Origin of the sequence: Desertimonas flava, assembly GCF_003426815.1 — a bacterium.
Classification (GTDB): domain Bacteria; phylum Actinomycetota; class Acidimicrobiia; order Acidimicrobiales; family Ilumatobacteraceae; genus Desertimonas; species Desertimonas flava.
The window spans coordinates 164,725-185,880 of the sequence record NZ_QKYK01000003.1 but is presented as its reverse complement, the minus strand read 5'-3'; the positions used below and the strand labels follow the sequence as shown (position 1 = coordinate 185,880).

The following is a 21,156-nucleotide window of genomic DNA, read 5'->3' as shown; positions in this document are numbered from 1 at the left end:
GGCTTCCCTCCCCGACGTGATGTGCGGAGAGCGGCTAGTTGACGACGGGGCCCCAGTCGTTCCAGGCGGCGGCGAACTCGTTCAGAGCGTCAGCGGCGCTCCCGGCGACGGCGTCGAATCGCTCGAGGGCGAGGTCGAACTCGGCACGTTTGAGCGCGATGCTGTCGAGGCGTTCCTCGAGCTCGGGGTCGATCACCTCGCCGATGACGTAGGTCTCCCAGTCGAAGCGGTCGGAGCCCATCAGTTCGGCTTCCCGGCGGCTGCCGCCTTCTTGGCGGCGGTCTTGCGGGCGGGCTTCTTCTTGACGGACTTCGTCGACGGTGGCTTCGTCGCGGTTCGGCGGGCGGCGCGTTGCGCGGCGACTTGTTTCGCCGGTGTCTTCCACGTGCCGGCGCCGCCTTCGTTCGGCGGGGCCGGGTCCTTGCGGAACTTCGCCTTGTACGCGGCGGCCATGGCTTCGGTGCGGAGACGGCCGGTCTGGCCGGCCCAACGCAGGATCGTCATCCAGTCCCAGGCGTCGGCCCCGTTCACCTGGTAGTCGGCCGGCGGCAGGGCGCGTCGGAACCGCCAGGTCTGCACGGTCTTCGGGGTGACGTCGAGTCGGTGGGCGATTTCGATCGCTCCGACGGGGTCTGCCTTCGCCATGCGGATAACTGTAGCGATGGCGGCGACACGGCCCTGGGAGGCTTTCATCGGGACAGCTGGTCGTACTGGGCTGGGGTTTCCCATCGGTCGTGGACGGCGACGGCGTGCGGTGCGCAGTCGCGGGCGAGGCGGCGCAGGCCCTCGAGGTCGAGGTCGGGGCCGCGGCCGTAGTTCCGGTCGAACATCGCGGTGGCGGTCATGTCGGCGACGATGTCGCGCCACGAGCCGTGCGTCGCGGCGTAATTGCCGCCGGCCATCGGGCCGATCGTCTTGCCGTCCGGCCCGGATTCAGCGGGCTTCCATCCGCCGTTGCCGTCGCGGACGGCGTCGACGAGGATCGGGGCACCGTAGGCGCCGGGGACGAGCATCATTGCCGGCGAATCCGGCGACGGGTCGAACGGGCCGGGCACGTTGACGACGACACAGCGGACGTGCCGGCCTGACGTGCCGCCGTTGGTGCAGTCGCCGATGTCGGCGGCACGCAGGAATCCGATGAGCGCGCCCATCACCGCACTGCCTTCGCCGGGAAGACGGGCTGTTCGGCGTCGAGCGGCCAGTGGTAGTCCATCGCGCCGAACGGGACCGCACCCGCGTCTCGAACCTGCTGGTAGGTCCAGTCGAGCGTGAACGGCTTCCAGCGCCACGGCTGCCAATAGGACGCCCACACCAACGCGGGCGCTGGGGTGCCTTCGGGCACCGGGTCTTTGCGGACGGGGCCGCGTTCGAACAGGTGCTGGCAGTTCGGTGAGAACCGTGCTTCGAAGACGTACGTGTCGCCCATCCGGTTGCCATACGGGTCGGTGTCGGTGCGGACGAACGTGCCGCCGGCCAAGACGGCGATGATGTCGGTGTCGTCGAGTTCGATCTCCCGGTACAGCGACGCGAACGCCTGGCTGGCGCCGACGTAGGTGCTCGACGGGAAATGGGCGGTGCGGATGAACGCCCGGGTGCCGGGCGCGTGCCAGTAGAGGCTGGTGGTCATCGGGTTCCTTTCGGTGTGCTGTCGGCTTCCCTTCCGGCAGCGGTGGTTGGTGGTTGGTTCAGGCGACCTGGGAGTAGCCGTCGATCTTGATGCTTCCTCCACGGCTGCGGTAGCAGCTGATCCAGACGCCGTTGTGGTCGATGTCGCCGTTGTCGGCGAGTTCCTCGATGTCGCCTCGCTCGCGGGCGTGGCTGATCTTCGAGCACACCCAGTCGAGGGCGTCGGCGGCGTTGTCGAAGATGCGGGCGAGCGTCATACCCGGTCGGTCGCGCAACTCTGGCGGTGCCGGGTAGACGGTGGCTCGATAGGTGTTGTTCACAACACCTACTGTAGTCTGAAGGGCTACAGTAGTCAAGGTGTGCGGCGAGATTTAGCCTGCCTGCTCCGGCTCGGCGTCACGATCTGGTGCCTCCACCGGACACGGCATCGGCTGACCCGCAGCCACCCACGCATCACGATCCCGGATCGTCGCCTCGTCCCGCTCCAACGCCTGCTCGGTGTTCGAGTTCGACTCGACCAACCCAGTGGTGTCGACGGCGTCGAGATCGCCCGACTCGAGCACGACCAGCAGAGCATCGTTGAAGGCGACGTCCGATTCAGCCGACGCGCGCCGACTTCCGAACGACGCCTCCGTGATCCGCTGCGACCAGAGCCGGTTGCATTCGTCGATCGCTTCCTGCTCGCGTTGCGCGTCGGTCCGTGACAGCGTCGCGAACGCGAGAGTCGTGATCGACACAGCGAACAGCACCATCGCGAGGCCGAGCAGGTACATCGGGCCTTTCAACGTCACCCACCACGGGTGCTTCACCACGACGATCGGGATCTCGCCGGTGATCAGCCGATCCTCGGCGGCCTCGTCCAGCACTCGGTACGCCTGGTCGACTCGAGCTTCCCGGTCCTTGTCCATCACTGGCCTCCTACCTTCCACGAAGCGTCACGAGTTCCCGTTCGAGGTCTCGCTTCTCGCGTTCCAGCGTCTCGTTGCGTGCCATGCACGCGCGGTGGTTCCTATTGCATTCGTCCTGGGCGCTGCGCACCTGGCGAAGCTCAGCCCGTAGCGCTTCGATCTCGCGGGCGTGCTCGGCGCGGGTCTCGGCGAGCTCACGTTTCTGGAACTCGATCGTCTCTCGGAGCACGCCTTGGGCGACTTCGACGTTGGACGCCTTCTCCTGCGCGGCCGCGGCGGCGCGTGTGGCGTCGGCTTCACGTTCCTTCGCGTCGGACGACCGCTTCGCTTGGTACACGACCCCAGCCGCCGAGCACAGGGCGACCAGAACGCCGGTGATCGAACTGATGATGGCAATGGTCACTCCGGCGTCGGCGAACATCACCGCGACCCTGTCGTGGCTGGCGACGCAACGTACACGGCTTACACATTACGATGCGTGGCGAGTATTCGACGGGACTGCGGCCCAGGCGGTGCCAGATGCCACCGCCGGCGAACACGATCACCGAGAGCGTGCTCCAGGCGAGCAGCAGCCGGACGGCGATCATCGCCGCACCGACACGACGGCGTTCGCTCGCACGACGGTGACGAGGCCCCAACGGTTGGTGCCGGCCACCCACCGGCCCCCGTCGGCGCAACGGCCGTGACGCCGGTACCGAATCGTGGTCAGACGGTCGAACAGCCCGTGGACTACGAGCTCGGTGCCCGGCTTGAGAGACTCGATCGGGATCGTCGACGGCTCCGGGTCGCCGGTGCACTGGCGGAGCCAGACAGCCAGCGTCACGACAGCACCGGCCTCGGAAACCCGTGCACTCTGGTCGGGTCGGGGTCGGGAGCGTCACCGGCCGTGGCGAACGAGTGGGCGAGCTCGCACGACGCAGCGCGCTCGGCGCTGGCCTCGCGCCAGGCCCGGCACGCTTCGTGCTCTCCGTACAGGTCGATCATCTCGTCGAGCTCGGCAACGATCCGATCCAGCGGGCAGTCGATGCGACGGCGTGCGGAGTCGAGAGCGGGGTCGAGAGTCATGACGCCTTCGCCTTGTCGAGCGAGCCGGAGTCGAGCGCGTGGGCGAGCGCGTTGCGGCCACCCGGGGTGATCATGTACACGCCGGCCGGCGTCCCCGACGGGGCGGGGCGGCGACGTTGCTTGCCGTGCTCGTCGAGCCGCGGGACGACGTAGCCCATGTCGGCGAGCTCCTTGCGGCGCTTGCCGATCGACGTCTGCTTGACGCGCGTGGCGGCTTCGAGTTCGAAGTCGGTGAGGCCGCCTTCGCCGGCGTCGGCGAGGGCTTGCAGGGCCAGGAGGCGGTGGGTGCCGGCCCGGGGCGCGGCGAAGTGGGCGGCTTCCTCAGAGGTCGCGGGGTCGTCGACTCGGACCGACGAGTACAGGTCGAGTTCGGGCTGATCGAGGCTGACGGTGGACATCGGGTTCCTTTCGGTGCCGGGCTTCCCTTCCCGGCATGTGTCTCGGACATTATCAAGGCCGCGTCCTCGCGGCGGATGGTTGGCCGTCCGGGCGGCGGCGGGACCGCCCGGACGGCTGGTGGGTTCCTTTCGACGTCGGCGCTTCCCTCGCCGGCGATCAGGGGCGATCAGGCGGTGAGGCGCTGGTTGATGGCGTCGACGATGCCTCGTTTCTGTGCCAGCTTCCGGCGGTAGGTGTCGAGCACGTGGCTTTCGACCCCGGCGCCTTCCTGGCTGGCGATCGTGTCGGTCAATGTGGCGACGTCGAAGCTGCGTCGCTGCAACGTGATGTCGAGCAGGTGCGCTGGCGTCTTGAGGCCGATGTCGATGCCGTGCTGGTAGTCCTCCGAGTGGTTGGTGGGGTTGATCACCCTTAATACTGTAGCAGAGACGGCTACGGTAGTCAATGTTTGCGGCGAGTAGTGCCAGGAGGGATACCGGCCGGGCAACGGCATCTCCCGGGTCGAGTAGTGTTCGCCGATCCCGGAAACAAGGAGGTCCAGGGGTGGACAGAGAACAGCAAGGGGTCGTGATCCGAGCTCTTGAAGAGTCGGGCATGTTTGAGGACCTGACAGACGACGCTCGAGATCAGCTGTACGAGAGAATCGCCTCCGCTCCTTCGGTGAAGCACGCAATCGGCCGCGACCAGACGCGTCCGAAGTCACGTGACGAGGAACTCGAACTGGCTGAAACGGTGGCGGCGGCGAGCATCGATCGGCTGGAACGGGTCATCGCCGAAATAGGACTGACGCGAGCGACGCGCCCGTTGGGCGACGACGTTCTCAGCATCGCGTTCGGCAAGATCTGCCCGCTCTGGCCGTTCTGCTGATGACCGCGCCGACCGATCGGGAGAAGCTGGCGTTCACCTTCGCCTCTGACTCCTGCAAGCAGGTTCTCACCCTGTCGACGACGATCCTGTCGTTCACCATCGCCTTCCGCAAGGACATCGCCGGCGACACGTTCCCATTCGACGAACTCTTCCTATGGATCTCGTGGCTACTACTTGCGCTAGCGATCCTGGCCGGTGTGGCTGCGTATCTATCGCTCACCGGAGTCGTCGGCAAAGCTGATGAGGCACTCGACATTTATTCGGGTTCGGTCACAGGCAAGGCAGGCATTCAGATGGGGGCCTTCGCCCTCGGGCTCGTCAGCCTCGCCGTGTTCGGAGTCCTCGCACTGACGGGGCCATCGCCGGCGGCCGATGACCCGACCGGTAGCTGCACGATCGAAGCACCGGCGACCGGCACCTGCACCCTGCCATAGCGCGCGTCAGCCGACCTCGACACCCAAATCCAGCGGCTCGTCGGCCGGCAGGAACGCTGGCTGCCGGAACGGGACGAACCGCTGATCGCCCGGCACATACAACGGATGCCTGGGCAGACCAGACGACGTCAACCCCAAACAGTGCGGCGTGACGTCCAGCTGTGCGGCGATCGCCTCGACATCGGTCGGCGCGAGCCGCAGGCGCTTCTTGGCGGTCAGGGTCGCCAGCCACGCACCCCACGCGAACACGACGAGATCGGCGCGTTGCATCGCGTCGGCGACATACCGCTCGTTGGCCGGCCCGACCGGATCATCCAGGGACAGCAGCCGCTCGGGTTTCGTCGCTCGGGCGGCGAACAGGTTCACCACCTCCAGACGCGCGAAGCCGTGCACCTGCGCGAACGTCTTGCAGCGTCGGATCGTCGGGTCGTCGTTCGCCGTGTCCGCCGTGCTCGGGTTCAGCATGACGTACAGCACCGTGCCGTCACCGGTCAGCCAGTCCCGCGTCAGCAGGTACCGGTAGTCGCCGGGCTCGTTCACGCGATCCGCCTCACCTGGCCGCCCAGCCGAGCGGCCTCGCGGTGGGCGTCGCCGATGGTGGCGTACGGGCCGTGTGACTCCTGGTCGGGGGTGACGACGAACAGCTTGCCGGACTCGTCGACCGTGACGCCGGCGAGCGGGGTCGCGTCACTGAGCTTGCGGACCGATTCCTCGAGGGCGTCGAGCCGTTCGATGAGGGCGTCGAACTCGTCGGCGGGCATCTCCACGACCTCCAGCCCGTCGTCGGCCTCGTCAGTCCCGTCACCTGCCGGGACGTACAGCATCCCGTGCTGCAGGCGGGATTGGGCGAGCGCACCCAAGGTGACGTTGATGCGGGCCTCGAGGTCGGCGACGTAGGCGACGAGCCCCTTGACGGTCGGGTTGGCCGGTATCTCCACCGTGGACGGAGGCAAGACGTCGGGGGAGACATGCTCGATCGACTCCAGCTGCTCGACGGCGGCGTGCTCGAAGATCGGGTCGGTCGGGGTTGCTTCGTTGCTGAGATCGCTCATGGCGTCTCTCCTTTCTGGACGGTGGCGGGCTGCCACAGCTGGCACGCCAGGAACGACTCACGCACCTGGCCGGGCGGGGTCTGGAATGACCGGTTGTGAGCGCACGGGTCGCCGAGGCGGCGACCTGGCTGCCAGAACCGGCAGGTCTGGCAGACGTGGTCGTAGTCGAACTCGACGTCGGTCACCGGGTGCCGACGGTGGTACTTCGACGAGGCGGTAGAGTCAGCTTCGAGCCATTGCGCTGCATGTTCCGGCGGGACAGCAGGGCCCGCTGACCCTGCGTGTTGCGGACAAGCAGAGCCAGTACTCGGCGGGCCCTCCTGCGGGAAAACCGCGCTCATCTTCGGACCGTCACGACTGTGGGGCGCGGGTGACGCGAGCGGGGGGAGTGCAGCGGACAGCGGTCGTCGTCGCCCGGCCCGAGGCCTTGGTCGCCGTCCTGCGGGCAGAGGCAGTGGCCGTGGACCGGGCACCACATCGCCGTCAACCCCGTGCACCGGCGTCTCACGACTGGGCCCATTCGCCGCACCAGCCGGACGACTCGACATCGGGCTGACCGGCGGCTGGTTCGCCGTCGAGCGCGAACACGGTCGGCGGATACCGGCGGCACACCAGGGCGACGTCGCCGTCGTCATGCACGGTCGGCTGAGCGAACCGGCAGTTGCCGCACCCCTCCATCACGCCGGCACCCACTCAGCCCGTGTGACGAAGCCGTGCGTCCCGCAGTCGTCGCAGAGGATCGACGGCGTGATCGTCAACGGGACGACGTGCACAATCCGGTGCCCGCCGCCCGCCACCTGCAGCGCTGGCGCGGCGCGCAGAATGCCACGGTCGCCGCGATCGCAGACGTGGGAGAACAGCCAGCGGCCATCGGCCATCCCGACGACGGCGCGCTCGGCGTCCAGGTCGATGCGGGTCGCGACGAGTTGAGTCGGGGTCAGGTCGACCATCGAGCCGTCGTCGCGGCGCAACACCCGATCCTCGGTCATGCCGAATCTCCGACCAGGGCACGCAGCGCGTGCGCCGCGGCGTCGGGGTGGTCGAGGCTGCGGCGCAACGCCTCCACCACCTCGGCCGGCGGCAGGCCGACGAGCTCACCGACCTCCCGCGGCGGCGGAACAGCCGGGAACGCCAGATGCCAGAGACCGTGCGCCTGGTCGATCGACGTCAACCCGAGCCGCAGTTCCATGTCGACTCGGCCCGCCCGCAACGCCCGCTCGTCGAGCTTCTCACGGTGGTTCGTCGTCATCACCGTGATCAGGCCATGAGGCGTGAACACGCCGTCCAACGCGTTGAGTAGACCGGCCAGCGACGCCCGCTTGCCGTCGCCATCGGTGCCTTCGGTAGCCGTTGCGGCGACGTCGATGTCCTCGAGCAACAGCATCGAGCGGGGCGGGACACCGGCGACCAGGTCGAGCAGGTTCACGTCGCTGCTCATGTCGGACAACGGCAGATAGAACAGCGGCAACGCGAAGTGCGCGGCAATCGCCTTCACCATCGACGTCTTGCCGGTCCCAGGCGGCCCGTACAGCAGGTAGCCGCGGTGGAACGGGACACCGAGCCGGGCGTAGTCGGCCTCCGAGGCGAGGAACCGGTCGAGGTCGCCGATCAGCTGCTCCTTCTGGTCGCCGTCCAAGATGACGGTGTCGAGGTCGCGTTGCGGCACGTCACCCCGGTGCTCCCAGCCACCCCAACGTCCGGCCATCCGCAACGCCGGCCGCTGCGCCCGGGCCGTCGCGACGATCGACGTCAGCCAGTCGTGCAGGGCGTCACGGGCGGCGATCGACGACGACGTGAACCGGACCTGGCGGCGCCGCAGCGTGTAGCCCTCGCCGCGCTGCTGCGTCTCCGCGTCCGTCAACGCCACCTCGATACGGTGCCCGCCGATCGAGAGGACCGACTGGCGGGCGCCGTCATACACCCAGCGGACCGTGCGATCGCTGCCGCTGCTCGACGGGTGGTCGGCCACGGCGCCACCACGGCCGGTCACCATCTCCACAGCACGCTGACCGACGGTCGGGAGCCGATCCAACACCGCGGTGAGCACGAGGTGGTAGGCGTCGTCGGTCGAGTCGATCGACGAGACGTACTCGGAACGGGACTGCCAGCGGCGATGGACGTCCTTGACGAGCTCCTGGACGGCACGAGCGGTCGAGATTGCGGCGGACACCTTCCCGATCACGGGCAGGGCGGTCTGGCTGGACGAGGTGACGGCGGACGGATGGCTCAACGGGGTCTCCAGGGTTCGGCGGGGGAGAGGCGGCCGCAGCGGAGCGGCGAAACGGCGGTCAGCCGCGGGCAGCGCACAGGACGCCGTAGGCGATCTGCAGGCGTTTGAAGTCGTTCTCGTCGCCGCCGACGTCGGGGTGCAGCTTGCGGGCCGCGCGCCGGTACAGGTGGGCGAGGTCACGCAGGACGTGCGAGAGCGTGAACGGCGTCGGCAGGTCAGCGACACGGGCGACAAACAGGGCGGCCTCGTCGACGGACATGTCGGTCGACGGTGACGTCGACGGACCCGACCCCAGCTGCGCGAAGCCGGTGTACTGCTCGCCTCGGCGAGTGACGCCGTACCGGTCGACGGTGCGGAGTGCTTCGAGGGCGAGCGCGATCGCGCGGACGTTGTGCTTCCAGGCTTGGCCGCCGCCGGGGGAGTCGAAGCGGTCGCAGGCGTAGCGGAGCGGCCCGTACTTCGATTCGAACGAGACGACGGCGCCGTGGTAGCCGACGCGGACGTCGGCGCGCAGGCCGCCGTCGAGGCGGACGCCTCGGTCGGGGACGTCCAGCTGGACGATGACGAGAGGCTCGGCGCTGCCGGCCTGCAGGTACCAGACTTCGCGGTCGAGCAGGTCGACGGTCTTCGACCACGATGCTTCGAAGCGGGAGCGTTGCGGCGACGGGTCGACGGGGTCGGTCCAGCCGCCGTCGAGCGGCCGGTAGATGAGCTTCACCGGCCGGCCCGGCCGTGATCAGATGCGGCGTACAGCTTGCGGGCCCAGTCGATCGTCGCTCGGGTCTCGTCGTACAGCAGCTCGACCGTCGTCGAGTCGCCCGGGGTGAGGACGAACAGGGCGCCGTGCCGGGTCCACACGCCGACCATCGGGCCTTGCGGGTTGTCGACCTCGAGCCGGATGGCAATGACCGACAGAGCGTCGACCTGGGTCGGGATGGCGCCGGGCAGGTCGATCAGCAGGCTGTCGTTGCTGGGGTTCGAGACCATGACGCCAAAAGCATCATCATGACTATCGGACATGTCTACGACGGTACGACGTCGGGGTGACAGGACGGTTGGACGGCACGCACTGCGCAGAGCGCCTGCGTGGCCTCGTAGTCTCCGGGCGGTGAGCGAGGGGCGGGAATGGACGAACACTTTGATGCAGGTCGTCCTCGCGGGCGTCGCCTTGGCGTCGATCGTCTTGAATGTCATTCAGTTCATGGACGCCCGCGCTGCCGAACCAGAACCCGAACTCATCGCACGCGACGAAACCGATGGGCGCACCTTGGTCGTGTTCAATGTCGGCGACGAGGATGCTCGCGGCTGCCTGGTGGAAGGGCCCGACGAGGCTGGCGCGCGTCGTCGGTTCGGCGACCCGGCGTCGGTCCCTGCCGGCGGTTCGGCCGTGTTCAGTCTTCCGGAGCCGTACCAGTCCCTTGCGGAGCTTCTCGGCGCCGACCCCCCACTCTTCGCTGGGTTCCTCGACTTTCGCCTCGTCTGTGCGAACAGCGACCCAACGGAACCGGTTGGCTTCCGTTACAACGAAGAGGGCTATCTGGAGCCGGTCATGGCGCTCGAACTCCCGGTCACGACAACTTCTGCAGCACCATGAGCGTCGAGTAGTTGCGGGCGGCGTGCTCCTGACGTGACGGCACCCTGCCGTCCTCACACATCAGACAGCCGCTGCCGTGGCAGTCACCGTGCTTCCGGGTCCGTGGCGGCTGCTCCCTGTAGCCCTCGAGCATCAACGAGTCGACCTTCACCAGCCCGAGCGTCTCGGCGTGTCGGGTGAAGATGTCGGTCTGCCACCAGATCTGCTGGTTGCACACCTGGTCTTGGCACTTGAACAGCAGGATGCCGCCCACCCACTCGTGACGGCCACGATCAACCCGCACCCGGGCGGCGGGGGCGAGCACCCGGTGCGCTTCGGTCATCATGTCGGCCAACAGACCGTGGCGGCCCGCGACCGAGTTGTACCGGTCCACGCCGTAGTCCACATCGGACGCGGACGGTCCTTCGCCGGTCGACGTGCCGTTCAGCTTGTACGGGCCATCCACGACGACGGCGTCGAACCAGCCGTCACGCCACGGCAACCGCCGCGCATCGATGCTGCGGCCGACCGGCGAACACTCGGTCACCAGATCCGAGCCGTACAACTCGTCCGGCTGCCAACGGGACCAGAACCGGCCGTTCCGCCACGTCGGCTCCAACACCCGGAACTCGCGGCGCAGATAGCCGAGCTCGGCGCATTGCTCCACCAGTTCGGCGTTCGTGTTCGCCTTCGCAATGGCGTAGACGGTCATCGCGCGGCCACCTGCAACGCCAGGCCGGCCAGATAGTCGTCGACCGGGATCTCTTCGAGGGCTGCCATCCACGGCATCCATGCCAACGCCAACCCGGCCAGGAACACGACAGCGTCTCTCATGTCGGCCGGGTCGAGCTCGTCGAGCAGCTGTGCTGACACCTCCAGGCGTCCGCCCGCCAACCCTTCGGTCAGCAGGGCGATCGCCGCCCGGTCGCCAGGTCCATACGTCTCGTCAGGCACGCACATCATCATGCCTGACCGCCATGACTCGGCCCCCCGGGATCGCGCCGATCAAACCGGGTCGTCCAGGCGGCAGGCGTGAGCGTGGGCGAGCATCGCCCGGCCCGCGTCAGTAGCGGTCGGAGCGTGGATGACGTGGCCGCAGACGCAGCGGACGGCGTGCTGGCGGCCGTAGGCGATCCACTGGTAGGCGGGCTGGTGGCGGCACGGCTGGCGGCAGGCGGCCTCGTGGCGGTCACGGTCGAGCTCGGTCGCCCAGCGGCGTCCGCAGCGTGAGCATTGGTGCGGCAGGCGGGATCGTTCCAAGTCGACGGCCAGCTGATGGTCGAACTCGGCGTCGCGGCGCCGCCGGTACATGCGGCGGGCCTGATCGAGCGCCTGCTCGGGGTCGTTGGTGTGTTGCCAGGCGATCAGCAGGTCATGGACCAGCGCGGAGGCTTCGGCAAGGTCACCTGGTGTCCACGGGGCGGCACGGCCGGTCTCTGTCGACGGGGCGGTCGGGTCGGGACGGTCCGTTGCGTTGCGGACATGGTCGAACGGGACGACATCACCCTGCCGGTCACACACCCACAGCGATGGCGGATCGCCGATGTTCACACCGATGACGAACGCGACGTGCGGGCCGTCATCGGCGATCATCACCTGGCCGGCGAGACGTTCCAACGCTTCGGCGACCGAACGATGCGGGATCCGGGTCATGTCATCTGCTCGGCGTAACGGCCGAGCTCGTGCATCACCTCGTCGACCGGGATGCCTTCACGTGCTGCCTTGTCGTCGATGTGTGCGGCGCACAGACCGGTGAGGAACGCGATCGTCGAGATCAGGACGTCGCGCGGCTGGTTCATCATTAGGCCGGCGGCCGCGGTTTGGCCCGCTTCGTCGGGCAGGTTCGACCCCGTGATCGCCAGCACCCCGATCTGCGCACCCACCCGGCCGACATCGGGGGTGACGGTCTGCTCGAGCAGCGCCGCCGCGGCCAGGCGGAGTGCGCCGTCACTGCGACGATGCGTCACCGCCCCCGCGGCGTGGCTGATGCTGTTCGCCCAGTGGTACTCCCACACACCGTCCAGATCGGCTGGCTCACCGGTCGGGTAGCCGACGTTCTCCACCGTGACGTCGGCCAACACCGTGCCGTTCACGTCGACCTGCACACGAAGCGTCATACCCTCGACAATGAGGCCGAGGGGTGACACGCGAGTTCAGGTCAGTGGGGCTGTGAGAGTGATGTCTACGGCTGCGTCGTCAGCGATGTCGTCGAACGCCGGCATGACGCCGAGCCGGTCGTCGTCCTCCCAGTCCCTGATGGTCTCATAGCGGGCCCGAAGGTAGCTGCGGAAGCCGCCTGGGGTGCGAGATGCCGCGGTGACGTCGGCAATCGGGTAGCCGTCGCGGAATTGGCAGGGGTGGTCGGCGAGCCAGATCGTGACCAGCTGGCCGTCCACAGCGGCTTCGACAATCCGTTGTCCGATCTCGTCCGCCGAGCGGAGCGGTCCGGACACAGAGTGCCAGCGCTTGCCGATCGATTGGACGGTGACGGTGGAGTCGCTCATGGGCCAGGACTCTACGGATTGGGTGTCACAGCGCTGAGCCGGCGTCCGCCCCATCGCGCGGCGACGAACCAGTGCTCATCCGACATCACGGTCTGCAATGCTGCCGGCGTGATGACCGAGTCGAACCCGGAGTTTTGGGCAACCGCCGCTGCCATCTCGGCCGTCTTCCTGGCGGTCTCACTTCTGCTCATTCAGCGCGCCGCGAAGACTCCCAACGACAGGCCAGGCATCGTTCGGGGGCTGGCCTTCGCCTACCTCACTGTCGGTCCGGCGGCGGTCATCGTGCAATCGATGGTGGCACTCGCTGATCGAGATCCGGCCCCCTCGCACAACTGGACAGCCATCGGTACGGCGGGTCTGCTACTAGCTGCGGCGATCGCCGCATTCGTTCTTCATGACGAGATCCACTGAACTCGATCAGGCGATGTGGTCGAACTCGTAGTCGGCCGACGCCGGCGTCCGACCCGTCCAATCCGGCACAACCTTCGACCGCAGCGTGTACACAGCGTTCAACCCGAGATCCGACGGCACCACGAGCTCCAACGGCGCCTCAGCGATCTCGATCGTGGCGATCGGGTCACACTCCCGGACGTGATCGGCCCACAGCCGCGCGACGATCATGGTCGGTCACCGGTTCACGGCGCCGTTCACGTCGGCCTGGACACGAAGCTTCATGCCATCGACTTTGCGACGGCGGGGTGACAGAGCTCAGCTGTTGCCGTCTGGTGCCTCAGGCCCGAATGCGTAGTCGTGCTCCCGAACCCCGGCCGATGCGTCGCCACGAGCGAACGGCGCCCACCACCACGTTCCGGTCAGCTTCCCGAACAGGGGACGTTGATCGTCGTAGGTCTTGAAGTGACCTTTGACGATCTCCAACGGAGCCGGCGCGCCGCCCGATCGGCGAGACGACCCGCTACGGGCATCGTGCGGCAGCAGCACCCGGTTGTAGCTGTGCAAGGGCTGCCCGGTCTTGCGCCGCCAGTTCCGAGACAGGCCAGCTGACGGCTCCACCGGTTCGATCTCAATGTTCTTGGCGTTTGCCGCCATCAGGAACCAGCCCGCAAGATGTGCGATGCCGATCAGATCTCTGATCATCGTCTTCGCTCTATCGGGGTCGGCAGCGAGGTCGCGTTCAAAGTCGGGATCGAGAAACCGGATGTTGTAGTCCACAACGTCGCCGTTCTCAGTGACATCAATGTCGATGCCGTCCGCCCACGCCAGCACTTGGTCAGACTTCCGTCGGGCTGACATGCCCCGCATCACGATCGTTCGCGTCGCGCCATTCGGTGGCGGGCCGCCGTGCACGACGTCCGCATCGACCTCGAAGGCGGTGACCCCCAGCTCGATCCCCTGATTGTTGCGCCACTCAACGAATGCGAGCGGCCAGGGCACGCGTACGCCCGACAGAGCCGAGAAGTCAGTGTCGTCGGGGGCGTACGGGAGAAGGTCATCGCAGACCAACGGTGTCGCCCACTGCAAGCCTTCCTGTAGTTCGGTGAAGAGGTTGCGGTTGTTGCCACTCGGTGGCCGGTATGCCAAGGCCTTGTCGAAGAGTCGAGCCATCAGCACACATTCTGCTCGACCGGAGTCGCCAGGTTGGCGAGCTCGAGCAGGACGTCGGCGTGGCAGGGCTGGTCGAACGGACACCAGCACGCGAGGTCGTGGCCGGCCAGCTGGGCGACGTCGTCGACGGTGAAGCGGGCCAAGTGGCCGCCACCGGACGGGAAGGCCATCAGCATCGCGGGCGTGGGTGCGGTCAGCGTCAGGCGGAACAGTTCGACCGCCTCGGCCGCGGTGGCGTAGCGGACATAGGTCTCGACGATGTCGTCCGCAGCGAACCACATGTCGTGCCGGTTCCCGTCCGCGCTGATCCGGCCCTCGTAGTCCCATGCCCGCCCGAACCGTTCGAGGTGACGGGGCCCATAGCGGACGAGGCCGTGCGGGGTGCCGAGACGGAACGGGTTGCCCCACCTCGACGGCCGCGCGACGACCACGGCGCCGTCGGGCTTTCGCCAGCCCTTCGTTCGACGCAGACGGATCCGGCGCGGCCGGTCGACCGGGGTCGTGCCGTCGTAGCCGCACGTCTTGCAGTAGTGCATGTGCGGCCGCTCGCTGGTGCACTCCCGGGAGCACCACACATCGCTCGACCGGCAGTGAGGGCAACGCATCTCACCCATCGTCGCCATCCCCTCGGTCTGCGAGCGCAGCGGCCAGCACGCTGTTCTCCGCTCGGAGGCGCAGCACCTCCGCGTTCGTGTTCGCCGCCTTCGAGCGTCCCACCGGGCCCGGCCGGCCCGCAGCATCGAACACGGCCTCCCACTCGGCAAGCACCACGAGCGCGCTGCGCTTCCAGTCACGCAACGCCTCCAACTCGCCGGGCATCACGCCACCGCCAGCGTGTCGAGATCGAGACGCCACCAGCCCTGCCGGCCCGCCACCGTCGGGTATCGGGCGAGCCGGCCTGCGCCCTCGCAGACAGAACACGGCATCCACGCCTGCAGATGGCCGTGTAGGCCCCGCGGCGCCTCGGGCCGATCGTCCGGCACCCGTCCAGAGTCCATGCATCGCGGGCACCGTTCGAGCACCGACTTGGCGTCCTCGAGGATCCACGCCCACCTGCCCGGCTCGTACCAGCCGAACGGGTACTCGTGGCCGATCGGTTCACACTCGACCAGATCGGCGGACTGGCCCACGCCGTCGAACTTCCAACGCAGCAGCGTCACACCGTCGCCGTCCTCGGCGATCGACACATGCTCCGGCGTCGACCGTTGGCCGGGACGGACCATCGGGACCGCGCCGACGATGCGAGCCGTGCCGACCAGGGCGCTGTACGGCGCCCAATAGCCGTGCGTGTTCCCCGACGTCCACGCTCCGGGTTCGAACGCAGTCTCGACCTCGTCGTCACGGACCGCGAGCATCAGGCCATCACGGGTGTCCTCAGTCGAGAAGTGGATCGGCAGGTCCCCGACCGCGTTGTTCAACTGGTCGAGCTCGCGTTCGCGGGCGTGGCGAGCGGTGGCGTGGATGCCGATCCAGTCGCCAGGCTTCGGCGCCGCGCCGGGGAACGTCCGGTAGCCGGGCGTCTTCCACGGGGGCATCGGGCGGGTCTCGATCTCCTTGAACGGGTCTCCGGTTGCCGGGTTGTCGAGGACCAGCAGCGTGGCGTATGGCTGCCAGAGGCTAAGGCAGGTCAGTTGGGTCATAGAAGGCTTCCTTGTGCGTCTGGTGGCGGCGCTGGCCGACAGTCCTGGTGGAGTGGGAGGCCCGAACCGGTGTGGCCGTACACCGGGCCGCCGCACACGTCGCACGGTGATGGTGGCGCGGGCAGGTCGCCGTCGATCCAGTGGCCTCCGCGGCGGCCGTAGAACACGTCGCGGGCCTTGCCGCTCACAGCGTCGGCCACTTCCACGTCTGGCCGTCCACGTTCACTCGGTCACCGCCTCAGCGGGCCACGGCGGCCGCGCCACCACGGCAGCGAGCGCGGCGTGAGCGTCGTGTTCGATGCCCATCTGCACCGGGTCGGTCTCGCCATCGAGAGCGTGGAGCACCATGCACAACGGATGGGCACACAGCCGACTGCTGTTCGAAGCGTTCAGCGCCTCGCGCCAGTGGTCGGCGACGAACCGGGTGACGGCGATCGTTCTCGCCGCCGTCGCGGCTTGGGCGAGCAGATTGGCGACGTCGCCACGAAGCTTGTCGAGCTCGGCGAGCGCGTCACGGCACTGCTCCGGGATCGCCGGATTCACGTGGCGCTTGTTGTCGGCGATCGACGCCAGGTTCGGGTAGTCCTCAGCCGCCGACATCGGCCGACTCCTTCGCCTTGGCGTCGACGGGTTCGCCGTAGTCGGGGAACGCCGTCGACCAGAACGCGCGGCGGCCGTCCTCCGGTTTGATCAGGAACGCCACGCCGGGGAAATCGCCACGCTCCGTGCGGATCGAGCAGCCATCCCACCGGACCCCGTCGATCCGACCCGTCGCGTTGTGCGCCTTGCGGCTCGACTCGATCGTCACGGTCCGACCGATGAACGACTTCACGTAGTCAGACGGAACCGGGGCGTCACCCATTGTCGGACTCCACGACGACAGGCGGCGTGTTGCGTGCGGCCTCCAAGATGGGCAGCCCCGCCTCGGTCGGCACGTAGATGATCTCGTTCTCCGTCGTGGCCAGCACCTCGTAGAACCGCCACGTCAGATACTCCGGCGTCAACGTCTCAGAGATGATGCGCTGCGACTCGGCGATCGACTCGGCCTCGATGATGCGCGCCTCGGCCTCGGCCTCCGCCGCGGTGACGCGCTTCTGAGCGGCGTACACCTCCGCCTGGCTGATGGCTTCCTGCTCGGCGATCACCGACTGCTTCTCGGTGTTGCTGCGGTACAGGTTCAGCTTCGGCGACACGACCTTCCAGCCGACGATCACCAAGACGATCGCGACGATCACGGTCGCCACTGCCTTGCCGATCGCGCGGGCGACGTTCGCCTGGCCCTCGGGCGTGTCGACGTCGAAATTGCGGGTACGGGTCATCGTGGATCCTTTCGTCATGCACCGGGCTTCCCTCCCGGTGTCGTGGGCGTCGGGGCCTCGGACCCCGATGGCTGCCAGCCGCCCGCCAGCGCTACCTCGGGCTCAGAGGTCGATGTCCCAGCAGATCGGCGGCGACGCCTGATAGCTGCCGCCCGCGGTGGCGCACTCGGCAGCGGTCAGCCCCGTGATGTGGAGCCGTTGCGGCGGAGTCACCGTGCACGGCGCCGGCGCGCCCGACCGGTACCAAGCGGCCGTGAAATACACGGAACCACCCGGAGCGGAGCCGTTGCTGTCAGCGCACGGCGCGAGAGCCGACGCCGAACCGCCGCCGGCGGCGTTGACAGCAACGAACGACCCGACAGCGAGCGCTGCCAGGGCGGTGGACTTCATGAGGTTGTTCATGCCGCTGATTGTGAACGCCGGGGGTGACAACCTCGCCGCTATGTGTCGAGCCGGTCGGCCAGCCGAGCCAGAGCCTCGTCGACGATTGCCCGCCCATCCTCGGTCAACTCGACCGTCGTGCCGGCGACAAGAACGAGGCCCGCGTCGACAAGCGGCGCGACATGCCGGGTCACGGGTGATGACAGCGTCGCCGTCTTCCACATCTGGAACGAGCCGTCGGCCGCGGCGGTCACCTTGCCGGCATGAATCGCCGCCAACATCTCGCCAGACCTGCTCACCGAACCCACCGTACCGACAGGGTGTCACACAGTTCGCCGACGTCACGCCGCGACGTCCTCGTCGATCGGGATCGACCACCACTCGGGCCAGATCGACGCCGGATGCATCCCCAACCGCACCGCGATGTCATCCGCGTCGTCGACCGTCAAGCCTTTCGCCCTCCACCGGGCGAACTTCTGCGGGTGCACGTCCAACGCCTCGCAGAACACCGTGGCCGGCGTGAGCTCCTGCCAGCCCTGCCCCTCTCGGCACACGCCGCGGTAGCGGACGTCGACGATCCGGGCCAGCGGTTCGAACGGCAGCCGGAACAGCGGTGCCGGGCCGCGTCGGGCGGTCACTGGCCGGGCCCGTGGATCGGGCACGGCGACGTCTGGCCGAACCGGGCCGCGGCGTGCTCGTAGCTGCAGCCGCGGCATTCGCCGTCGGTCGGGTTCGTCCACTCGAAGCCGTCCGGCTCGACGACGACCGTCTCGGTGATCTTGCAATCGCAGGCCGCCCGGTACTGCGGGTCGATCGGACAGAACAGCCCGCGGCTGACACCGGGAAAGTGGTTGTCCTCGTCGAACGCCGGCAGATCGAAGCACTCGACGACCCTGGCCATCTCGTCGTCTGATGCTCGGCGGGCCTCGGTCGTGTCGCCATCGAGGCGCGACACCGACAGGAACCACGTGAGGCCGTTGACGCCGTCCGGTTGGCCAGGAAGCTCCATCACTGCGCACGTCGACAGGACCAGCAGGCCGTCGTGCGACACCCAGCCCGTCGCGCCGTCGGGCAGCATCGACGACTGCCGGTTCGACGCCTTCGAGAACCCGCGCTCGGGCATCAGGGCGCCGTCTTTCGGGGACTGTCTCATTTCGTTGCTCCCATCTGTCTGACGACCATGTCGAGGACGAAGGCGTGGTAGGCGACCGACATCTGGTCGACCACGACGCTCGGGTATTGGAGGCGTTGGAGGGCGGAGCGGTAGCCGGCAACGGAGTCCTGGATCGTTTCCATGAACTCGCCGAGCTCCATCAGGTGGCGACGCCACTGCGTCAGCGGCGGCTCCGTCTTTCGTTCGCGGTGAGCGGCCTGGCGGCACGCCGGCGAGCAGTACTGCGGTGCCGGGCCCCGTCGACTGGGCCGCTCGAACTCGCGGCCGCACTGCGTGCACGGGCTCACAGGATCGCCCTCAACCGGCCACCGATGAACTCACCGACCTGCGGCGAAACCGCGTTGCCGAACCCGTCGACCTGGTCACGGGTCGAGCCCCACACGATGAAGCCACCATCGCCGTACGCCGGATGGTCGACGTCGAAGCCGCAGCCGACGCCGACCTCGTGGGCGAACATCATGCGGAAGTAGCAGTCCTCGAGCGGCAGGTCGGCCAGCTGCGCCCGCCAGTCGGCCATCAGCAGACCGGTCGTGTCGCGCGAGGTGAGCGTGCCCCACGGGTCCGACATCGGGTGCGGTGCCGTGTCCGCGGGACCGCCGTTCTGCTTGAACCAGCCGGAGAACAGCAGCCCCTTGCTGTTGCCGGACCCGACGACCGTGCCGAGCGGCTCGTCGACCGGACGCGCCCGGTACTGGGCTTCGCCGATCGCGCCGTTGTTCTTGATGACGCCGGCGGCGGTCAGCACGCCGGGCACCTGTTCCGACGTGAACGTCGGCATCGGCTCGCCGTGCGTCGGCGGGATCGTGTTCGCACGGAACGGCAGGACGCCTGACGAGATGACGCCGACGCCACCGGAGCCGGCGCCGCCAACGAGCGTCGGCATCGGCTCGGTCGGGTCGGTCGGGGTGGCGTTCGTCCGGTTCGCCAGCGGCGCCGAGACGACCGCCATCGATTCGTGCGACGCCTGCGTCGGCAGTGGCTGATCGGTCGGCACTGGCTGATTCCCGTTGCGATAGGGCATCAGCGCCATCGCGGTGGGCGGGGTCAGCAGCCCGGCGGCGTTGGTGGCGTGTTGGGTCCACAGCGGCTGATCGAACCGGCGGATCCGGGTCATCGACCGGTCGTTCCACTCGAACGTGTTCCCTGCCGCCGTCACCAAGGCGCCGGTGGACAGCACGGCTGTCTCCTGCTGCGACGTCTGTGTCGCCATCGGCTGCCAGGGGTGCCGGTCCGAGCCGCGCGGCAGGGCCTTGGCGGGCATCAGCACGGCCGGGAAGTCAGCGAACCGTTGCCGGCACCGCTCCGCCCGGGCCATCGTCGACGCGGCGAGCGGCCGGTCGCGGTCACCGATCCGGGTTCCGAGGTCGGTCAGGTCCAACGCCGCGAGCGACGGCGTCATCGGCGGGATCACCTCGTGGTTGCAAGACGGGCATCGGTAGTCGTACTGCTTTCCGTAGCGGACCGAGCCGGTCGGCGGGATCCTGGTGCGCCACGACCACACCGCCTCGACGACACGGTCGCAGTGGAAGCACCACGACGGCGGCCGATGCTCCAGATCGGGGGTCGGGAGCTCGCTGCGCCAGAAGCAGATGTAGATGCGGTCCCGCGACTGCGGCACCCCGAAGAACTGCGAGTTCAGGTACAGCGTCTTCGATCGGTAGCCGAGCTTGTGGACCTCGTTCAGCCACCACCGGTACGACGAGCCGTCGCCGACCTTCGGCTTGTTCGGCAGCGCGGGCCCCCACGACGTCAGTTCGGTCGTGCATTCGATCAACATGACCCGCGGTGCGTTCTTCTCCGCGTACTGCAGCACACAGACCGCGGTGGCCCGGTCACGTTCGGAGCGGGTGACGCGGGCCTCCCAGTCCGGGTCGTCCATCGTGAATAGGTTCAGGCCCTGTGCGTACGCCTTCTTCGCGTTCGCCTGGCTGTGGTGCACACACGAGATGCCGGCGACGAGCATGTCGGCCGGCGGCAGGTCCGCGGCCGAGTGGTAGTCGCCCGACGTCTCGTCGACGAGGTCGGCGATCCAGTGCTCGCACTCGGGTTCGTTGGCCTCGTGCACCTCGATCTTGTACGGGTTGTGGTTGGCCGCCATGATCGTCGTCACGCCGGCCCGGCGGATGCCGCGGGTCAGGCCGCCGAAGCCGGAGAACAGGTCGACGGCGGTCAGTTCGTCATGCCGGAATCGGCGTCGTCTGACGGCGGGCCTGTGCTCGGCGGTCTTGCGGCGTTTCGCCTTGGTGGTGGTGGTGGACATCGTCATCTTTCGTGTCGGGGGATGCTTCGAGGACCGCGAGCACCAGCGGTGCGAACGGTGCGGTCTCGTCGAAGACGGGTTCGGGTTCGGGGTTCGCGCGAGCGATGTGTTCGTCGAGCAGCAGGTCGGCGAGGCGTTCGCGGTGGCCGATGCGGGCCATC

43 protein-coding genes are annotated in these 21,156 nt (G+C 68.1%); 4 read left to right on the top strand and 39 right to left on the bottom strand.

Annotated elements, in window-relative coordinates; all coding sequences use genetic code 11:
* Window positions 1-34: 34 nt before the first annotated feature.
* The 11 genes from DN771_RS05630 to DN771_RS05580 all read right to left on the bottom strand — a co-directional run bounded on the left by DN771_RS05630 (window position 35) and on the right by DN771_RS05580 (window position 4,407).
* Entirely contained in the window at window positions 35-241 is a 207-nt protein-coding gene (locus tag DN771_RS05630; protein WP_116996369.1) for a hypothetical protein, read from the bottom strand.
* The gene (locus DN771_RS05625; protein ID WP_116996368.1) at window positions 241-645 is read right to left on the bottom strand and encodes a hypothetical protein; all 405 of its coding nucleotides are present in this window, start codon (window positions 643-645) and stop codon (window positions 241-243) included. Before DN771_RS05625 ends, DN771_RS05630 begins: the two co-directional genes overlap by 1 nt.
* Window positions 646-689: 44 nt before the next feature.
* Entirely contained in the window at window positions 690-1,151 is a 462-nt protein-coding gene (locus tag DN771_RS05620) for a hypothetical protein (protein ID WP_116996367.1), read from the bottom strand.
* Entirely contained in the window at window positions 1,151-1,627 is a 477-nt protein-coding gene (locus DN771_RS05615) for a BTB/POZ domain-containing protein (protein ID WP_116996366.1), read from the bottom strand. The genes DN771_RS05620 and DN771_RS05615 overlap by 1 nt, the downstream gene beginning before the upstream one ends.
* A gap of 58 nt (window positions 1,628-1,685) precedes the next feature.
* Window positions 1,686-1,946, bottom strand: coding sequence for a hypothetical protein (locus tag DN771_RS05610; RefSeq protein WP_162941584.1), 261 nt, complete (start codon window positions 1,944-1,946; stop codon window positions 1,686-1,688).
* 51 nt (window positions 1,947-1,997) lie between these two features.
* Window positions 1,998-2,534, bottom strand: a complete 537-nt coding sequence (locus tag DN771_RS05605) for a hypothetical protein (RefSeq protein WP_116996364.1) — start codon at window positions 2,532-2,534, stop codon at window positions 1,998-2,000.
* A gap of 10 nt (window positions 2,535-2,544) precedes the next feature.
* Window positions 2,545-2,955 carry a hypothetical protein gene (locus DN771_RS05600; protein WP_116996363.1) on the bottom strand — a complete coding sequence of 137 codons (411 nt, stop codon included), beginning with the start codon at window positions 2,953-2,955 and terminating at the stop codon, window positions 2,545-2,547.
* Between the two features lie 162 nt (window positions 2,956-3,117).
* Window positions 3,118-3,357: a hypothetical protein gene (locus tag DN771_RS05595; RefSeq protein ID WP_116996362.1), complete on the bottom strand. Its 240-nt coding sequence runs from the start codon at window positions 3,355-3,357 to the stop codon at window positions 3,118-3,120.
* Window positions 3,354-3,599, bottom strand: a complete 246-nt coding sequence (locus DN771_RS05590) for a hypothetical protein (protein ID WP_116996361.1) — start codon at window positions 3,597-3,599, stop codon at window positions 3,354-3,356. The genes DN771_RS05595 and DN771_RS05590 overlap by 4 nt, the downstream gene beginning before the upstream one ends.
* A complete protein-coding gene (locus DN771_RS05585) occupies window positions 3,596-3,997 on the bottom strand; it encodes a hypothetical protein (protein ID WP_116996360.1) in 402 nt (133 codons plus the stop codon). The genes DN771_RS05590 and DN771_RS05585 overlap by 4 nt, the downstream gene beginning before the upstream one ends.
* A gap of 167 nt (window positions 3,998-4,164) precedes the next feature.
* Window positions 4,165-4,407, bottom strand: a complete 243-nt coding sequence (locus tag DN771_RS05580) for a hypothetical protein (protein WP_116996359.1) — start codon at window positions 4,405-4,407, stop codon at window positions 4,165-4,167.
* Between the two features lie 134 nt (window positions 4,408-4,541).
* Here DN771_RS05580 and DN771_RS05575 point away from each other — a divergent pair, with 134 nt between their 5' ends.
* A complete protein-coding gene (locus DN771_RS05575; protein ID WP_116996358.1) occupies window positions 4,542-4,865 on the top strand; it encodes a hypothetical protein in 324 nt (107 codons plus the stop codon).
* Complete coding sequence (locus DN771_RS05570) at window positions 4,865-5,299, top strand: hypothetical protein (RefSeq protein ID WP_116996357.1); 435 nt, start codon at window positions 4,865-4,867, stop codon at window positions 5,297-5,299. The genes DN771_RS05575 and DN771_RS05570 overlap by 1 nt, the downstream gene beginning before the upstream one ends.
* A 6-nt stretch (window positions 5,300-5,305) precedes the next feature.
* Here the strand turns inward: DN771_RS05570 and DN771_RS05565 are convergent, their stop codons facing one another.
* The 8 genes from DN771_RS05565 to DN771_RS05530 all read right to left on the bottom strand — a co-directional run bounded on the left by DN771_RS05565 (window position 5,306) and on the right by DN771_RS05530 (window position 9,601).
* The gene (locus DN771_RS05565) at window positions 5,306-5,839 is read right to left on the bottom strand and encodes a DUF1643 domain-containing protein (protein WP_116996356.1); all 534 of its coding nucleotides are present in this window, start codon (window positions 5,837-5,839) and stop codon (window positions 5,306-5,308) included.
* Window positions 5,836-6,351, bottom strand: coding sequence for a hypothetical protein (locus DN771_RS05560; RefSeq protein ID WP_116996355.1), 516 nt, complete (start codon window positions 6,349-6,351; stop codon window positions 5,836-5,838). Before DN771_RS05560 ends, DN771_RS05565 begins: the two co-directional genes overlap by 4 nt.
* The gene (locus tag DN771_RS05555; RefSeq protein WP_116996354.1) at window positions 6,348-6,536 is read right to left on the bottom strand and encodes a hypothetical protein; all 189 of its coding nucleotides are present in this window, start codon (window positions 6,534-6,536) and stop codon (window positions 6,348-6,350) included. The genes DN771_RS05560 and DN771_RS05555 overlap by 4 nt, the downstream gene beginning before the upstream one ends.
* A gap of 319 nt (window positions 6,537-6,855) precedes the next feature.
* Window positions 6,856-6,990: a hypothetical protein gene (locus tag DN771_RS30660; protein ID WP_276113514.1), complete on the bottom strand. Its 135-nt coding sequence runs from the start codon at window positions 6,988-6,990 to the stop codon at window positions 6,856-6,858.
* Between the two features lie 38 nt (window positions 6,991-7,028).
* Window positions 7,029-7,322, bottom strand: a complete 294-nt coding sequence (locus tag DN771_RS05545; RefSeq protein WP_162941583.1) for a hypothetical protein — start codon at window positions 7,320-7,322, stop codon at window positions 7,029-7,031.
* A 14-nt stretch (window positions 7,323-7,336) separates the two neighbouring features.
* Complete coding sequence (locus DN771_RS05540) at window positions 7,337-8,581, bottom strand: AAA family ATPase (protein ID WP_116996351.1); 1,245 nt, start codon at window positions 8,579-8,581, stop codon at window positions 7,337-7,339.
* A gap of 58 nt (window positions 8,582-8,639) precedes the next feature.
* Window positions 8,640-9,299 carry a J domain-containing protein gene (locus DN771_RS05535; protein WP_116996350.1) on the bottom strand — a complete coding sequence of 220 codons (660 nt, stop codon included), beginning with the start codon at window positions 9,297-9,299 and terminating at the stop codon, window positions 8,640-8,642.
* A complete protein-coding gene (locus DN771_RS05530) occupies window positions 9,296-9,601 on the bottom strand; it encodes a hypothetical protein (protein ID WP_162941582.1) in 306 nt (101 codons plus the stop codon). The genes DN771_RS05535 and DN771_RS05530 overlap by 4 nt, the downstream gene beginning before the upstream one ends.
* An 88-nt stretch (window positions 9,602-9,689) precedes the next feature.
* On the opposite strand from DN771_RS05530, the gene DN771_RS05525 reads away from it, so the two are divergent.
* Window positions 9,690-10,175 (top strand): hypothetical protein, encoded by a 486-nt coding sequence (locus DN771_RS05525; protein WP_162941581.1) that lies wholly within the window; start codon window positions 9,690-9,692, stop codon window positions 10,173-10,175.
* On the opposite strand, the gene DN771_RS05520 is transcribed toward DN771_RS05525, so the two are convergent.
* The 5 genes from DN771_RS05520 to DN771_RS05500 are packed head-to-tail and all read right to left on the bottom strand — an operon-like array spanning window position 10,150 to window position 12,658.
* Entirely contained in the window at window positions 10,150-10,866 is a 717-nt protein-coding gene (locus DN771_RS05520; protein WP_116996347.1) for a TRM11 family methyltransferase, read from the bottom strand. The genes DN771_RS05525 and DN771_RS05520 overlap by 26 nt on opposite strands.
* Window positions 10,863-11,108: a hypothetical protein gene (locus DN771_RS05515; protein WP_162941580.1), complete on the bottom strand. Its 246-nt coding sequence runs from the start codon at window positions 11,106-11,108 to the stop codon at window positions 10,863-10,865. The genes DN771_RS05520 and DN771_RS05515 overlap by 4 nt, the downstream gene beginning before the upstream one ends.
* A 51-nt stretch (window positions 11,109-11,159) precedes the next feature.
* Complete coding sequence (locus DN771_RS05510) at window positions 11,160-11,807, bottom strand: hypothetical protein (RefSeq protein WP_116996345.1); 648 nt, start codon at window positions 11,805-11,807, stop codon at window positions 11,160-11,162.
* A complete protein-coding gene (locus DN771_RS05505) occupies window positions 11,804-12,271 on the bottom strand; it encodes a hypothetical protein (RefSeq protein ID WP_116996344.1) in 468 nt (155 codons plus the stop codon). The genes DN771_RS05510 and DN771_RS05505 overlap by 4 nt, the downstream gene beginning before the upstream one ends.
* 36 nt (window positions 12,272-12,307) lie before the next feature.
* Window positions 12,308-12,658, bottom strand: coding sequence for a hypothetical protein (locus DN771_RS05500; RefSeq protein WP_116996343.1), 351 nt, complete (start codon window positions 12,656-12,658; stop codon window positions 12,308-12,310).
* Window positions 12,659-12,769: 111 nt separating this feature from the next.
* On the opposite strand from DN771_RS05500, the gene DN771_RS05495 reads away from it, so the two are divergent.
* Window positions 12,770-13,069: a hypothetical protein gene (locus DN771_RS05495; protein ID WP_116996342.1), complete on the top strand. Its 300-nt coding sequence runs from the start codon at window positions 12,770-12,772 to the stop codon at window positions 13,067-13,069.
* A 6-nt stretch (window positions 13,070-13,075) separates the two neighbouring features.
* Here the strand turns inward: DN771_RS05495 and DN771_RS05490 are convergent, their stop codons facing one another.
* The 15 genes from DN771_RS05490 to DN771_RS29275 all read right to left on the bottom strand — a co-directional run bounded on the left by DN771_RS05490 (window position 13,076) and on the right by DN771_RS29275 (window position 21,155).
* Window positions 13,076-13,279: a hypothetical protein gene (locus DN771_RS05490; RefSeq protein ID WP_116996341.1), complete on the bottom strand. Its 204-nt coding sequence runs from the start codon at window positions 13,277-13,279 to the stop codon at window positions 13,076-13,078.
* Window positions 13,280-13,366: 87 nt separating this feature from the next.
* Complete coding sequence (locus DN771_RS05485) at window positions 13,367-14,221, bottom strand: hypothetical protein (protein WP_162941579.1); 855 nt, start codon at window positions 14,219-14,221, stop codon at window positions 13,367-13,369.
* The gene (locus DN771_RS05480; protein ID WP_116996339.1) at window positions 14,221-14,757 is read right to left on the bottom strand and encodes a DUF4326 domain-containing protein; all 537 of its coding nucleotides are present in this window, start codon (window positions 14,755-14,757) and stop codon (window positions 14,221-14,223) included. The genes DN771_RS05485 and DN771_RS05480 overlap by 1 nt, the downstream gene beginning before the upstream one ends.
* Before the next feature lie 70 nt (window positions 14,758-14,827).
* The gene (locus DN771_RS05475) at window positions 14,828-15,040 is read right to left on the bottom strand and encodes a hypothetical protein (RefSeq protein WP_116996338.1); all 213 of its coding nucleotides are present in this window, start codon (window positions 15,038-15,040) and stop codon (window positions 14,828-14,830) included.
* Window positions 15,040-15,861, bottom strand: coding sequence for an ASCH domain-containing protein (locus tag DN771_RS05470; protein ID WP_116996337.1), 822 nt, complete (start codon window positions 15,859-15,861; stop codon window positions 15,040-15,042). Before DN771_RS05470 ends, DN771_RS05475 begins: the two co-directional genes overlap by 1 nt.
* A gap of 222 nt (window positions 15,862-16,083) precedes the next feature.
* Window positions 16,084-16,461, bottom strand: coding sequence for a hypothetical protein (locus DN771_RS05465; protein ID WP_116996336.1), 378 nt, complete (start codon window positions 16,459-16,461; stop codon window positions 16,084-16,086).
* Window positions 16,448-16,723, bottom strand: coding sequence for a hypothetical protein (locus DN771_RS05460; RefSeq protein ID WP_116996335.1), 276 nt, complete (start codon window positions 16,721-16,723; stop codon window positions 16,448-16,450). The genes DN771_RS05465 and DN771_RS05460 overlap by 14 nt, the downstream gene beginning before the upstream one ends.
* A complete protein-coding gene (locus DN771_RS05455; protein WP_162941578.1) occupies window positions 16,716-17,180 on the bottom strand; it encodes a hypothetical protein in 465 nt (154 codons plus the stop codon). Before DN771_RS05455 ends, DN771_RS05460 begins: the two co-directional genes overlap by 8 nt.
* A gap of 102 nt (window positions 17,181-17,282) precedes the next feature.
* Window positions 17,283-17,582 carry a hypothetical protein gene (locus DN771_RS05450; protein WP_116996333.1) on the bottom strand — a complete coding sequence of 100 codons (300 nt, stop codon included), beginning with the start codon at window positions 17,580-17,582 and terminating at the stop codon, window positions 17,283-17,285.
* Window positions 17,583-17,620: 38 nt separating this feature from the next.
* Window positions 17,621-17,860, bottom strand: a complete 240-nt coding sequence (locus DN771_RS05445) for a hypothetical protein (protein ID WP_162941577.1) — start codon at window positions 17,858-17,860, stop codon at window positions 17,621-17,623.
* A gap of 42 nt (window positions 17,861-17,902) precedes the next feature.
* On the bottom strand, window positions 17,903-18,199 hold the full coding sequence (locus DN771_RS05440) for a hypothetical protein (protein ID WP_116996331.1): 297 nt from the start codon (window positions 18,197-18,199) through the stop codon (window positions 17,903-17,905).
* Window positions 18,196-18,714 carry a hypothetical protein gene (locus tag DN771_RS29285; protein ID WP_162941576.1) on the bottom strand — a complete coding sequence of 173 codons (519 nt, stop codon included), beginning with the start codon at window positions 18,712-18,714 and terminating at the stop codon, window positions 18,196-18,198. The genes DN771_RS05440 and DN771_RS29285 overlap by 4 nt, the downstream gene beginning before the upstream one ends.
* Window positions 18,711-19,022: a hypothetical protein gene (locus DN771_RS29280; RefSeq protein ID WP_162941575.1), complete on the bottom strand. Its 312-nt coding sequence runs from the start codon at window positions 19,020-19,022 to the stop codon at window positions 18,711-18,713. Before DN771_RS29280 ends, DN771_RS29285 begins: the two co-directional genes overlap by 4 nt.
* Window positions 19,019-20,995, bottom strand: a complete 1,977-nt coding sequence (locus tag DN771_RS05430) for a DNA cytosine methyltransferase (RefSeq protein ID WP_116996329.1) — start codon at window positions 20,993-20,995, stop codon at window positions 19,019-19,021. Before DN771_RS05430 ends, DN771_RS29280 begins: the two co-directional genes overlap by 4 nt.
* Window positions 20,913-21,155: a hypothetical protein gene (locus DN771_RS29275; protein WP_162941574.1), complete on the bottom strand. Its 243-nt coding sequence runs from the start codon at window positions 21,153-21,155 to the stop codon at window positions 20,913-20,915. The genes DN771_RS05430 and DN771_RS29275 overlap by 83 nt, the downstream gene beginning before the upstream one ends.
* Window position 21,156: the final 1 nt, after the last annotated feature.